Source organism: Thermacetogenium phaeum DSM 12270, assembly GCF_000305935.1.
In the GTDB taxonomy this organism is placed as follows: domain Bacteria; phylum Bacillota; class DSM-12270; order Thermacetogeniales; family Thermacetogeniaceae; genus Thermacetogenium; species Thermacetogenium phaeum.
Window position 1 is genome coordinate 1845001 of the sequence record NC_018870.1, and the last position, 12569, is coordinate 1857569.

Genomic DNA, 12569 nt, shown 5'->3' on the forward strand with positions numbered 1-12569 from the left:
GTGCACCCGTCGAAACAGCGCTGCCACCTCCTCGGGAAAGGACCCTACATTATATGTTTACGCCACCGAGAAGGTGTCTCACCGCAAAATTTACAAGGCGATGCGCGCAAATTTTCTTTTGCCGACCTGGATGACCATCCCGTCCTTGACGATGAGGCGCGCCTCGGGATCAACGATCCTCTCCCCATCGATCTTTACCGCACCCTGGCCGATAAACCTTTTACCCGCAGAAGTGCTCTCGACGAGACCTGCCAACGCCAACAGCTTAGGCAACCAGATGCCGCCGTCATCACCCAGCTCTTCGGATTCGAGAACGACAACCGGCATATCGCTGGGGATTTCCCCCTTTTGGAAGACGGCCACAAACTCCTTTTCGGCATCCTGAGCAGCTTCTTCGCCGTGAAACATCCTGACGAGCTCGCGGGCGAGCCGCATCTTGGCATCGCGCGGATGCAGCGTCCCCTCTTCCAGGCCGCTTTTAATCTCCCTAACGTCCTCTATAGATACCGGGGTTACCAGCTCGAAGTAACGAACGATCAGCTCGTCCGGCAGGGACATTGCCTTCCCGTAAATCTCTTTTGGGGGCTCGGAGATTCCAATGTAATTCCCCAGGCTCTTGCTCATCTTCTGGACACCGTCAAGGCCCTCCAAAATCGGCACCATGATTGCCACCTGGGGCTCCTGGCCGAATTCCCTTTGCAGATCCCGTCCGACCAAGAGGTTGAATTTTTGATCGGTCCCCCCCAGCTCAACATCTGCATTGAGAGCAACAGAGTCGTAGCCCTGCATCAAGGGGTAGAGAAACTCGTGAATGCCGATGGGGATGCCTTCCTGGTACCGGCGGGCAAAATCGTCTCGCTCCAGCATCCGGGCAACCGTGTACTTCGCCGCCAGCGTTACCACATCAGCAAAGGTGAGCTTCGCCAGCCAGGTGCTGTTGAAAACAACTCGTGTCCGGTCCATGTCGAGGATTTTCCCCGCCTGCTCCTTGTAGGTGGCGACATTCTCCTTAATCTGCTCTTCCGTCAGCTGGACGCGGGTTTCCGATCTTCCGGTCGGGTCTCCGATTCGTCCTGTGAAATCCCCTAGGATCAGCACCACCTCATGGCCCAGCTCCTGGAACTGCCGCAGCTTGTGAAGCACAACCGTATGCCCCAGGTGAATGTCCGGAGCGGTAGGGTCCATCCCCAACTTGACCCTCAACGGCCTGTCTTCATCCAGAGAACGCTTCAGCTTCCGGATCAGCTCATCTTCAGGAACGATCTCTACAACTCCCCTCCGGATAACCTCCAGCTGCTTCTGCAAATCCTTAATCAGACGTGACACACCAAAATCCTCCCATCCTGCTTTTCACATCTGCAATAATACATACCATTTTTTCTGCTAACCGGCAAGAAAAAACCTCTCTTTTTGCAGCGGGGAAAGCCAATGCCCGCGAGTCCTGCCGCAAAGCACGCTCCAAACACAAATCAAAAACCCTCTGAAAACCTTACACCCCTATTCTCCTGTTGCCACAGGTAAAGTCGTTTAGAGGTTTTTCTTGAGGATCTCCTCCAGATCGGAAAAGGCGGCCTTGCGAATGTTGGCGGCCAGCGACCCCGACTCCAGGGCAGCCTCCACCAGCTCCGGGATGTCAGATTCCTCCAGCCCCACTTCACCAAGCCTGGCGGGAAGCTCCAGCCGCTGCTTGAGCGCCCGCACAAAGTGCAGCAGGCGCTCGGCCGCCTCCTCAGCACCGCCATCGCCGGAAACGATCCCCAACTCCCGGGCCAGCCGCGCATACTTCTCCGCTGCATGCGTCAAATTGAATTCCATCACAAAGGGCAGCAGAATCCCGCAGACCATTCCGTGCGGGATCCCGTAGCGGATTCCAACCGGATGAGCAAGGGCATGCACCGCCCCCGCCCGGGCGTTGTTCAAGGCCATGCCGGCCATCAGGCTGCCCAACATCACCTGCTGGCGCGCCTCCCGGTCGCTCCCTTTCCTGTAAGCAGAATAAAGATTCCTGCAGATAAGAACAGCCGCTTCCAGGGCCAGGCAGTCAGTCAGAGGGGTTGCCCAGCGCGAGGTATAGGCCTCCAGGGCATGGGTCAGGGCATCCATCCCCGTTTGTGCGGTTAAACGCCGGGGCATGGTCATCGTCAGAACAGGATCCACGACGGCGACCCGCGCCGTCCAGGAGTCGTTTCTGATGCTCTGCTTGCGGCCGCTTGCCGGATCGCTGAGCACGGCGTTCCTGGTAACCTCCGCTCCACTACCGGCGGTGGTGGGAACGGCGATCCAAGGGAGCACCGTTTCTCCCAGCTCTCGTGCCCCTGTGAAATAATCCTCAACCCGGCCTTCCTGGAAGTAGAGACCGGCGATCGCCTTGGCCACATCGATGACGCTCCCGCCCCCGACTCCGATGACCAGCTCCACTCCGTAGCGGCGGGCGATCTGCAGCCCCTCCGCAACAACAGAGAGGGTCGGCTCCGGAGCGATTCCGCCGAAGTAAACGACCTCCAACCCCGCCGCCTTCAGCGGGCCGACCACCCTCTCGATCATCCCGCCGGACTGCAGGGACTTTTTCCCCATGCAGAGCAGCAGCTTCTTTCCGAAGCTTTTCGCCTCTACCCCCAGGCGGCCGCTGCTCCCCGGCCCGAAGATAATCCGCGGTGTCACCAAAAAGTCAAAGAGCACCAGCCATCACCTCGCATCTGAATCCGTCTGGAGATATTATAACCCTGCCGAATCTTGAAAAGTACCGGGTTTTTGGCTTCTATCACCACCATAGTGATGTTCTACTTTTTCAAACGAAAAAAGGGTTTATCCTTGCCGGCGCAGCGACCTGACGGGGGTTGTTACTCGCCCTTGACGAAGGAGCAGCAAACGGCAGCCGGATCGAGACAGGATGTCGAGATAGGCGACTCTGCGGCAGGGAAACGAAAAGCCGGTCGGCTGCTTATCTATCGACGAGTTTTAGGGCGGTTAAACCGAAAGATCCGGGAGCAAGCGCAAGGATAAACCGAAGCGTATTTTCAGGGCAGACCCTCACGCCGCGCTCCTGCGGCACCAACAGAGTATGAAAATCCCCGCCGGGTCTACCTGCGAGCGACCTATGGAAGGCGGGTAACAGGACAGGCGAAGCGAGGATGACAGGTCGGGATGCGAGTACAGACACCCCTTGACCTGCGATGGAATGGATTTGCTGCGAGGCTAAACGCTGCGATTGGCAGAAGCAGTTTGCAACTTGTTACGCAGCATCCCAGAGCTGTCCCGAAGCGAGCCGTCGTCCTGTCCGGCCTGGAATCGGGAGTCGAGCGGTAGGCCGGCAGGGTATGCGGTCTATTTTCAAGGCAGGTCATAGTATAATGGCCAATCAGTTGAACCAGAAAGAAAGAACGCTTCTACAAGACCAGCAAAAGCATGAGGAGGTCTACATAGCCAAGTACAAGTCCTATGCACAGCAGTCATAGGATCCCCACTCAAGCAGTTGTTCAACAGCTACGCCCAGCGTGAGCAGCAGAACTACAATTACCCTCTGGAGAGATACTACAGGGGCAGAGGGCTTTTTGGTCGACTTGCCCACCAGGATTTCCAAATTATGCGACGAATTTAAACCAAGATGGGCGGTCTTCGACTCTATCCTATGCTTTCGTCATCAAGGCGACAGATCCCGTAAGTTTAAGAACGGCTTATCGTTACTTCTGACCGGTTTTTATTCATAAATTATGAAGTGGAAACCGATCGATAAACAGGACGATAGAAGGCCTCTCGAGAACCGCCTGGCCGGCTGATAATGCTTTTCAGCACCGCCAACACCGCTCCGACGACCGGCGCTGATTCGGAAGGAAGTTACCAGAATGAACCTCTCAGAGCGGCTTACAGACGCAGAGGAAAGGATCCGCGATAATGCCGTGAAGCCCCTGCTGGCGCTGCTTCCCACTTGGGTTCGCCCCAATCACATCACAGGGACGCGCCTGATTCTGGTTTCATCCGCATTTATTTTATATCTATTTAATAAGTCCCTGGCACCGCAGATCTGGATTTTAACCGCAGCCATCTTGACCGACTTCATCGACGGCCCGCTGGCGCGGCTGCGCAGCCAGTGTTCGCGCAAAGGGGCTTATCTGGATCAGATCGCAGACTGGTGTCTGGGGATCTGGACGGGTGTGCTGGCCCTGCTAACCGGATTACTGCCGGCAATAGTAATCGTCCTCATGGCTGCCCCGCAGATCGGCGTGCTCATAACGGACAGGATTCGCGTCGCCCGCCTCAGCACAGACGACGGGAGGAAGCGGGCACTGGCCATCGCCATGGGGGCGGCTAACTCCAGGTCAACGACCATCGAGCGGCTGCAATTCGTCACCGTGCTGCTGGGATTTATGCTGATCGTTTTCAGCAAGATGACCGACAGAGCAATCTGGCACCGGATCGGCCTGGGCAGCCTTTATATCGAAATCGTTTTGGTGTGGCTGTTTCTTTTTCAGGGAATCGCCAATGTGATCGCCAAGAGATAAATGCGGGCACAACAGGGCAGCGCATCGTGGAGAGCCAAAACCAATTGTGAGTTCGTTTATATGCCCTGCTTTAAGAAAGAAAAAGCTTTAAAAACATTGACAGATCTGCAATTCTTGTGCTACCATCACTTCAAACCGGTGACAAGAGGAGAAAAAAAACGCATTTCCGGCCAAAGAGAACCGGGAACGCCGAATTTTCAGCCACAATGGAGCGAAGAAAGGAAAGGCATTTCCGGCGTTAACGGATGGATAAGGGCAGCATAAATGTAAGGAACGGTGGGCGACTGCACCCGTCTTCATAAGGGCGGGTGATAGGCGATACATTATTAAATAAAAGAGAGGAGAAGAGGCGAGATGAGAAGGTCAAAATCAGTTGAGCTGAGAAAGCTGTTGAAGGCAGTTCTGCTGGGATCCCTCCTTTTCTTATGCGTCGGAGTTTTCACCTCATGCAGCAACGGCGATTCGACGGGTGCTGCATCCAACGATGCCCAGTCCACTACCGGAGACGGCGTCAAGACGATCGGCATCGTCCAGATCGTGGAGCACCCCTCACTTAACACCATCCGAGAATCGTTCATCCAAAAGCTCGCAGAGGAAGGTTATCAGGACGGAAAGAACATCAAAATCGATTACCAGAATGCCCAGGGCGACCAGACCAACTTGAAGAGCATCTGTCAGAAGTTTGCCAGAAATAAATACGATCTGATCGTGGCCATCGCCACCCCCTCGGCACAGGCAGCAGCCGGTGAAACGAAGGAGATACCGGTGCTCTTTGCAGCCTGCACCGATCCCGTCAGCTCAGGCCTCGTGGCCAGCCTTGACCGGCCGGGTGCCAATGTGACCGGAACTTCAGACGCGGTTTCCGCAGAGAAGATAATGGAGCTGGCCAAACGCATCACACCCGGTTTTAAGACCATCGGCGCGCTTTACAATTCTGGAGAAGCCAATTCGGTGTCGGTCATCAACGACCTCAAGGAGTACGCGAGCAAGAACGGAATGACGGTGATCGAGGGCACGGTCACCAACACCTCGGAGGTACAGCAGGTGACTCAGTCCCTTGCGGAAAAGGCCGACATCCTCTTCTCACCGATTGACAACACCGTTGCCTCAGCCATGCCGGTCGTCGCCCAGGTTGCCAAAAGGGCAAAGAAGCCGATCTACGTCGGCGCCGATTCTATGGTCAAAGACGGCGGGCTGGCGACTTACGGAATCAACTATCAGGTTCTGGGAGAAGAAACTGCGAAGATGGCGATCGAGATCTTGAACGGAAAGAACCCGGCAGACATGCCCGTCAAGCTAATGGATGAGATGGACATCTATCTCAATCAGGAAACGGCTGCGGCGATAGGCATTACTTTCCCGGATGATATAGTCAAGGAAGCAAAACAGATCTTCGGAAAATAGTTTATCAGTAGACCACCATGCCGCCAGCGGCGGCACCAATGTTCATGGCAGTTTATTTATATATTTAGTTTATAGAATGAGGCGATACCCGGTATGTCGCTAACATCATTGGCAGCAACACTACAGGGCTCAATGGAACTCGGCGTCATCTATGCGATTATGGCGCTCGGCGTTTTCATATCCTTCCGAACGCTGAACATACCCGACCTGACGGTAGATGGCAGTTTCACATTGGGTGCCGCCGTGTCGGCGGTAATGGTCTGCAGCGGCCAGCCCTTCAGCGGGCTGGCTGTGGCCTTTTTGGCAGGCTGGATTGCCGGCACCTGCACCGCACTGCTGACGACTAAGCTCAAAATTCAGCCCCTGCTTTCAGGCATACTGATGATGCTGGCGCTTTACTCGATAAACCTTAAAGTTATGGAGGGCAAGCCGAATATCCCTCTCCTAAACAAGCCTCTGATGTTCAGCTTTCTGCAGGAATTTGCGCAGGTACAGTACGCCGTGCTGCTGTTTCTCTTGCTAATACTCGTCCTGATCGTACTTCTGCTGTACTTTTTCCTGAAAACGAGGTTGGGCTTTGTGTTGAGAGCAACAGGGGATAATCAGCAAATGGTCAGAGCACTCGGGGTGAACACAGATGTTACGATACTGATAGGGCTTGCCTTGTCGAACGGCCTCGTTGCTCTGTCAGGAGCCATCATAGCGCAGTATCAGACGTTTGCCGACGTGAGCATGGGCATCGGAATGGTAATCATCGGACTTGCCTCGGTCATAATCGGCGAAGTTCTGTTCGGCGTGAAAACGCTGATGCGCAGGCTTCTGGCGGTGGTGCTCGGTGCCATCGTCTACAGGCTGGTGATCGCCGTCGCCCTGTGGCTGGGTATGCCGCCAACAGATCTCAAGCTGGTGTCGGCAGCGATCGTAGCGGTTGCCCTGTCGATGACCGTAATCAAGCAGAAGGTTCTCTCATTCCAAAACAGAAGGGCCAACTCCGCTGGTTACCAGGGGGGCAGATGCAATGCTCAGGGTTGAAAACATCTGCAAAACCTTTAACAAGGGGAGCATCAACGAAAAAGTCGCCATTGACAATCTGAGCCTCTTTCTCGACGAGGGTGAGTTCGTCACCGTCATAGGGGGTAATGGAGCGGGAAAGTCGACACTCATAAACTGTATAGCCGGTGTTTACGAAATAGACTCAGGCCGCATCTTCCTCGACGGCATGGACATCACCTACACGCCGGAGTATAAGCGCTCCCAATATATCGGGAGGGTCTTTCAGGACCCTTTGCTAGGCACAGCCTTTGACATGACCATAGAAGAGAATCTGGCCATTGCCTACGCCAAGGGGAAACCGAAGAATCTGAAAGCCGGAATAACTAAGGCCGACAGAGCTCTCTTCAGAGAGAAGCTCGCCCTGCTGGAGCTGGGGCTTGAGGACAGGCTCAAGGAAAAGGTCAGCTGCCTTTCCGGCGGGCAGCGTCAGGCCCTTACCCTGCTCATGGCGACGATCGTCAAACCGAAGCTGCTGCTGCTCGATGAGCACACGGCCGCCCTCGATCCGGCGACTGCCAAGAAGGTCCTGCAACTGACCGACGAAATCGTGAAGAAAGAAAAGCTCTGCACGATCATGATCACCCACAACATCAAGGCCGCCCTTGAATACGGCACCAGAACCATTATGATGCACGAAGGCAGAATTATCATGGATTTAAACAGCAAGGATAAAGAAAAAGTCACCGTTGAGTGGCTGATAGAGCAATTCAACCGCAAAATAGGAACGGAGTTCGACAACGACAGGATGCTGCTCGGCTGAATGCCGGAGGGCCGGTTCTGAATCAGCTCCTTTCTCACGAAGAGCAAAGGAGTAACAATGAGGCACCGGCCCGGGCTGCTTCACACCGCAATAGCCTAGTATGGTCATCTCCCCTTTACCGAACCGCCGGCGTAATCACAATATTGCGCCAGGGAAGGCCCTTCGGCTGCTGGGGAGTTTTTGCGGGAAACGCTCCCGTCTCACCGCTACTCCTCTTCTGCGTCCTCCCTTACGTAAACACCCTCTTCAAACTGCACCGCTTCCCTAGGGATTTATAGAAAAAAAGAACCCCGCAGGAAAGAATGCCGGCTCCCCTAAGGGGGATCTCGGTAGCTTACCCTAGACCCCGGATCATCTCCTCCCGTCTTCATAGAAACAATGATAAAGGAGGCTCTTCGACCTCCTCTTCAATTGCCTCGCTTGGGCTTTTGTGGAGTTGTGAGGCTCTTCCCTTCTTTCCAGTTTATTAAATTAATCCTGTTACCCGCTTTAACCACTCTATTCAGCAGATCTTAACCCCCATTATTCCAGCGGTCTCGATCTGGATCAGCCGCTTGCACTTGGAGCACTTGATCTCCAGCGTGCTGCCGTTGCACACACAGATGAGCCTGTTGCAAATGCACCTCACGTCCTCCTTGCCTCCTTCATCCCTCTGCCGGGTCAAGCCCTTATCCTCCATGAGTGTTTTTCTCCCCTCCATGTCCTGACCGCTCCACCTTTCATAAAAGAATAGCTGCAAGGCCTCCTGTTGCAGGGAAGAAGCACCGTACCTTGCCTTCCTCCCGGTCTTCCCGTATACTACCGCACTGCCGACCCACAGGTGTTAATCGCCGAAAACTCCTGGTTTAAACAGCTACTGAAATCGAGTAGGAGGGGACGGTTAGCCCCCGTCCTCTCACACCACCAGACATGCGGGTCCGCATCCGGCGGTTCACCAAGCTTGACGAAGATAAATACTCTGGTCTCCGCGAGGTGCCGCTCCGCTTTTTGCCGGAGAAGGTCTCGGCCCTCCCGCAGTCCCCCGTGGCTTCGCCACTCCCTCCCGCGGGCAGACCCCTTGCGGGGAAATCTAGATCTTCGCCCTTCTCCACCAGGTTAACGCCCATGCCAGGCGCACATTCAACAAGACCACGATCACTCGTAGTCTTGTTTTTTCTAGCTGACAGCCAGCGGATATATTATCGTTTAACATTTTGTTGTTCTATATTTTAACATATGTTAAATACCAAGTCAACCAGTATTTGAAAATTTTTAAAAAGACAAAGCCGCTTCCTTTTTTTGATTGTTGTTGCTCATTTTTTTCATATGTTATAATATTGGCAACCAAACTGTTAAGGAGGATCGGTCGTGTCGATTGGCCGGAGGATAGCGCAGCGGAGGAGAGAACTGAATCTCAATCAAACACAGCTCGCCGAAAAAGCGGGGCTTAGACCGGCCGCCATCAACCAGTACGAATCCGGTGAGCGGCGTCCGAGCTACGAAGCCTTGATCAAATTGGCCGGAGCACTGAAAGTATCGACCGACTATCTGATAGGGAGCAGTGAAGCCGGGGAGCTAACGAGCGACCCAACTATCAAGGCCATAATCAAAACAATGCAGTGTTTAACGGAAGAGAAAAGGGTTAAAATACTGAATTTCGCCTACTTTTTAATCAACCAGAGCCTATCGCTGGAGGCTCCCGTTTTCGATGACGCGGGAGAATATGCAGATTACCTGCTGTCCCAAACCGGACAGAGCGCGCCGCCCGTAGACATCCAATTCATTGCCGAAAGCCTCGGCATCAAAATCATCGAAACTTCCGGACTGGAGCACGAAGGAATTCTTTTTAAAGCTCCCGAAGGCAGCATCATTCTTCTCGACGAGAAATCCGGGAGTGAGATCCGCAAGAGGTTCACAATTGCCCACCTACTCGGCCACCACATCATCCCCTGGCATCTAAAAAGCGCCTTCTTCTGTCGCAGACACGGCACGTCATCGCTGAAAACCGAAGATGTCATGGAAATGGAGGCCAACAGGTTCGCTGCAGCCCTGCTGATGCCGAAACTGCACCTGGAAAAGGAGATCTTGGAAAAAAGGCCGTCCCTTGAGCAGCTGGAGCAGCTAGCGCACAAAAAATACCGGGTGTCCCTCTTCGCCCTGGCAAACGCCCTGATCGAATATACCGGCAAAAGATACACCCTGGTCAACACCGGCAGCATGACCATTGATAAGACCTTTCAGGGGAACAGGCCGGTTGTGGAAACCCTTCACCCCCACTCTTTCGCCGCTGGGCTTCTCTCCGATCCCCCGGCGCAGAAAACATCCCGCGGCGGATACGTTCCCGCGTCTTACTGGTTTCTCGATGCATCCCCGGAAGAAAAAGTTTATGAGGAGTCCATGTACAATCCGGAATTCGGGGCAGTTCTGACTCTCCTTACGGCGGAGATCTAAGCGGCCGCCCCAGCGCTTTATGCCGGGGGAAAAAGCTGCCAAAGATAAAGCCGGCATAAGTTAACCAGCTCAGTTATAAATGGCGAAAAGGATCGGTCTTGACCCGAGAAATCACCACTTCCAGATCACAGCCGGCCTCCTTAGCCCTGCCTTCGAGATAGCCGGCGATGGCAGGAACGACGACCCGTTCCGTCCCGTAGTGTCCGGCATCCACTAGGGCAATCCCTCGGGCCATGGCCTCCAGAGCTCCATGGTGCCTGACGTCCCCAGTCACATAGACGTCGGCGCCGGCCCTTACGGCATGCTGCAGCAGAACCATGGCGCTCCCCCCGCAGAGGGCAACCCTGGAGACGGTCTTGTCGGGTTCCCCTACGAACCTGACGGCGTCCAGCTCCAGGCATTTCTTGACATGCCCCGCAAAGGTGGCCAGCGTCATTCTTTCAGGAAGCCTGCCCACCCTCCCCAGGCCGGTTTCCTTCCCGCGGTTTTTGAGGGGGTAAACATCATAGGCGACCTCCTCATAGGGATGGACGGCAATCATCCTCTGCAGGACCTCAGGCAGCTTCCTTTCGGGGACGATCGTTTCGATCCGCAGTTCCCCGACCTTTTCCAGTCTGCCGGTCTCACCGATAAACGGGCTCGTCCCCTCCAGGGGGCGGAAGGTACCCGTGCCGGCCACCTGAAAGGTGCAGTCGGAATAGTTGCCGATCCACCCTGCGCCTGCGGAACACATCGCCCGGCGCACTTCATCCTCATGCCCCTCGGGAACAAAAACGACAACCTTGTAGAGCTTTTCCTCGTGAGTAGACAGCAGCAGTTCCACATCGATCAGACCCAGGCGCTCCGCCAGGATGTCGTTGACTCCCCCCGGAGCTGCGTCCAGGTTGGTATGGGCGGCAAACAGGGCAATCCCTGCCTTGACCAGCTTGCAGGCGAGGGAGGCGGGATAAAGATCGTCCCTGAGAGACGTTAGGGGATCACGGAACAGGGGGTGGTGGGAAACGACCAAATCGGCACCAACGGCAGACGCTTCCGCAATTACCTCATCCGTAACCTCCAGGGTTACCAGAAGCTTTTTTACCCTCTGTGACGGTGACCCAACCAGCAGCCCGATCCGGTCACCCTCCTCGGCGAACTCGGGCCTCGCCCATTCCTGCATCCAATCGATAACGGTCCGGCATTCAACCGGCATCTTCAATTACCCCCTTAATAAAATCAATTTTCTTCTTCCATTCCTGCCGCATCTTCTTGGCTGCGGGCGTACGGGCATAGCGCAGAGCTTTCAAAACGCTCTCCATATTCTTCATCTTCTCCTGGAGAAACGGGACGAGCAGGGGATGCCTTTTCTCCACCAGACGCGGCCCGATCTCGAGGAGCTGGTCATCCTCACTCCCGGCATCAGAGGAGTCGAAAGGACGGGGCTCGGCAACGATAATCACGTAAAATCGCCCGCCTTCCAGAACCAAATCCTCATCCACGAGCGACCAGTTATTCTCCAGCAACCAGCGGCGCAGACAACCGGCCGCGCTCTGGGGCTGCAAGACCAGGCGCCGCGCGGACTTGAGAACGTCAGGGGAGGCGGCGAGAATATCCTTGATTTTTACCCCCCCCATCCCGGCAATCACGATCACGTCAGCCTCTCCCGGCTTCAGCGGCTGCAGACCGTCACCCTGCCTGATCTCTATTAACGCATTGAGTCCAAAAAGAAGAACGTTGGCCTTCGCCGTTTCCAGGGGGCCGGGATAGAGGTCGGAGGCGATCACCTTTGGGCAAATGCCGTTTTGAATCAAAAAAACGGGCAGGAGAGCATGATCCGTACCGATATCGGCAGCAATGGTGCCTTTAGGGATAAAACCGGCAATCCTGATAATCCTCTCCGGTATTTTCAAGGGCGTTCCCCCTTCTTTTAAGGAAATCCGGGGGGGCAGGCATCATCGACTGCATCATCAGGCAGGGGATGACGAACAACAGAGGTTTAAGCGCGCCGGTAATCTGCCCGAACATAGGTGCTGATACCGCCGCGCGGCCGAAATTCGGCTTCCACCGTCAAAGAGACGGGGTTTAACAGCTTGACAAGGTCCTCTTTGACTCTGTTTACAACATGCTCTTGGAGAATCCCCACGTTGCGAAAGGAATTCAGATAGTACTTCAAAGATTTGAGTTCTACCAGCTTATCTCCAGGCACATAGGTGATCGTCAGTGTTCCAAAATCCGGCAGCCCGGTCCAGGGGCATACCGATGTAAACTCGGGATCGGTGTAAACCACGTCGGTTTTGCTCCCCGGGTACTCAAAAGGAATAGCTTCCAGAACTTCTGTAGCGATGGTGTCGTAAGAATCGACATCCCAGCGCCGCGCGTATTTATCTTCCACTCTCTGCTCCACCGGATACTCTCCTTTTTATATAAGATTTAGGGATCCAGCA

General features: G+C 54.7%; 12 protein-coding genes (1 of these 12 running past the window's edge). 5 read left to right on the forward strand and 7 right to left on the reverse strand.

Translation table 11 applies throughout. From position 1 onward, the window contains the following. The 3 genes from yunB to TPH_RS09095 form a co-directional block, all read right to left on the reverse strand. A protein-coding gene (gene yunB, locus TPH_RS09085; RefSeq protein WP_015050900.1) for a sporulation protein YunB crosses the window boundary here: on the reverse strand, window positions 1-27 show its beginning. It extends 666 nt beyond the left edge of the window; the window shows 27 of its 693 coding nt (coding positions 1-27); the start codon lies at window positions 25-27; its stop codon lies off the left edge, out of view. Window positions 28-90: 63 nt separating this feature from the next. After that, window positions 91-1326 carry a tyrosine--tRNA ligase gene (tyrS, locus tag TPH_RS09090; protein ID WP_015050901.1) on the reverse strand — a complete coding sequence of 412 codons (1236 nt, stop codon included), beginning with the start codon at window positions 1324-1326 and terminating at the stop codon, window positions 91-93. A gap of 201 nt (window positions 1327-1527) precedes the next feature. Beyond that, window positions 1528-2679, reverse strand: a complete 1152-nt coding sequence (locus TPH_RS09095) for an iron-containing alcohol dehydrogenase family protein (protein WP_015050902.1) — start codon at window positions 2677-2679, stop codon at window positions 1528-1530. A gap of 1163 nt (window positions 2680-3842) precedes the next feature. Here TPH_RS09095 and TPH_RS09100 point away from each other — a divergent pair. The 4 genes from TPH_RS09100 to TPH_RS09120 all read left to right on the forward strand — a co-directional run bounded on the left by TPH_RS09100 (window position 3843) and on the right by TPH_RS09120 (window position 7716). Next, a complete protein-coding gene (locus tag TPH_RS09100; protein WP_015050904.1) occupies window positions 3843-4499 on the forward strand; it encodes a CDP-alcohol phosphatidyltransferase family protein in 657 nt (218 codons plus the stop codon). A gap of 354 nt (window positions 4500-4853) precedes the next feature. Further along, window positions 4854-5903, forward strand: coding sequence for an ABC transporter substrate-binding protein (locus TPH_RS09110; protein ID WP_015050905.1), 1050 nt, complete (start codon window positions 4854-4856; stop codon window positions 5901-5903). A 93-nt stretch (window positions 5904-5996) separates the two neighbouring features. Beyond that, window positions 5997-6935: an ABC transporter permease gene (locus TPH_RS09115; protein WP_015050906.1), complete on the forward strand. Its 939-nt coding sequence runs from the start codon at window positions 5997-5999 to the stop codon at window positions 6933-6935. Next, window positions 6922-7716 (forward strand): ABC transporter ATP-binding protein, encoded by a 795-nt coding sequence (locus TPH_RS09120; RefSeq protein WP_015050907.1) that lies wholly within the window; start codon window positions 6922-6924, stop codon window positions 7714-7716. The genes TPH_RS09115 and TPH_RS09120 overlap by 14 nt, the downstream gene beginning before the upstream one ends. Before the next feature lie 502 nt (window positions 7717-8218). Here TPH_RS09120 and TPH_RS09125 read toward each other — a convergent pair. Next, window positions 8219-8455 carry a hypothetical protein gene (locus TPH_RS09125; RefSeq protein WP_028990918.1) on the reverse strand — a complete coding sequence of 79 codons (237 nt, stop codon included), beginning with the start codon at window positions 8453-8455 and terminating at the stop codon, window positions 8219-8221. A gap of 608 nt (window positions 8456-9063) precedes the next feature. Here TPH_RS09125 and TPH_RS09130 point away from each other — a divergent pair. After that, window positions 9064-10146 carry a helix-turn-helix domain-containing protein gene (locus tag TPH_RS09130; protein WP_015050909.1) on the forward strand — a complete coding sequence of 361 codons (1083 nt, stop codon included), beginning with the start codon at window positions 9064-9066 and terminating at the stop codon, window positions 10144-10146. A 73-nt stretch (window positions 10147-10219) separates the two neighbouring features. Here the strand turns inward: TPH_RS09130 and TPH_RS09135 are convergent, their stop codons facing one another. The 3 genes from TPH_RS09135 to queF form a co-directional block, all read right to left on the reverse strand. After that, complete coding sequence (locus tag TPH_RS09135) at window positions 10220-11338, reverse strand: Nif3-like dinuclear metal center hexameric protein (protein WP_015050910.1); 1119 nt, start codon at window positions 11336-11338, stop codon at window positions 10220-10222. Continuing rightward, window positions 11328-12035: a tRNA (adenine(22)-N(1))-methyltransferase gene (locus TPH_RS09140; RefSeq protein WP_015050911.1), complete on the reverse strand. Its 708-nt coding sequence runs from the start codon at window positions 12033-12035 to the stop codon at window positions 11328-11330. Before TPH_RS09140 ends, TPH_RS09135 begins: the two co-directional genes overlap by 11 nt. 86 nt (window positions 12036-12121) lie before the next feature. Next, entirely contained in the window at window positions 12122-12517 is a 396-nt protein-coding gene (gene queF / locus TPH_RS09145; protein ID WP_028990916.1) for a preQ(1) synthase, read from the reverse strand. Window positions 12518-12569 lie beyond the last annotated feature (52 nt).

Excerpts from the sequence above, each read along its gene's own strand:
- TPH_RS09100 (WP_015050904.1), top strand. The coding sequence starts at position 3,843 with ATGAACCTCTCAGAGCGGCTTACAGACGCAGAGGAAAGGATCCGCGAT.
- TPH_RS09110 (WP_015050905.1), top strand. The coding sequence starts at position 4,854 with ATGAGAAGGTCAAAATCAGTTGAGCTGAGAAAGCTGTTGAAGGCAGTT.
- TPH_RS09115 (WP_015050906.1), top strand. The coding sequence starts at position 5,997 with ATGTCGCTAACATCATTGGCAGCAACACTACAGGGCTCAATGGAACTC.
- TPH_RS09120 (WP_015050907.1), top strand. The coding sequence starts at position 6,922 with ATGCTCAGGGTTGAAAACATCTGCAAAACCTTTAACAAGGGGAGCATC.
- TPH_RS09135 (WP_015050910.1), bottom strand. The coding sequence starts at position 11,338 with ATGCCGGTTGAATGCCGGACCGTTATCGATTGGATGCAGGAATGGGCG.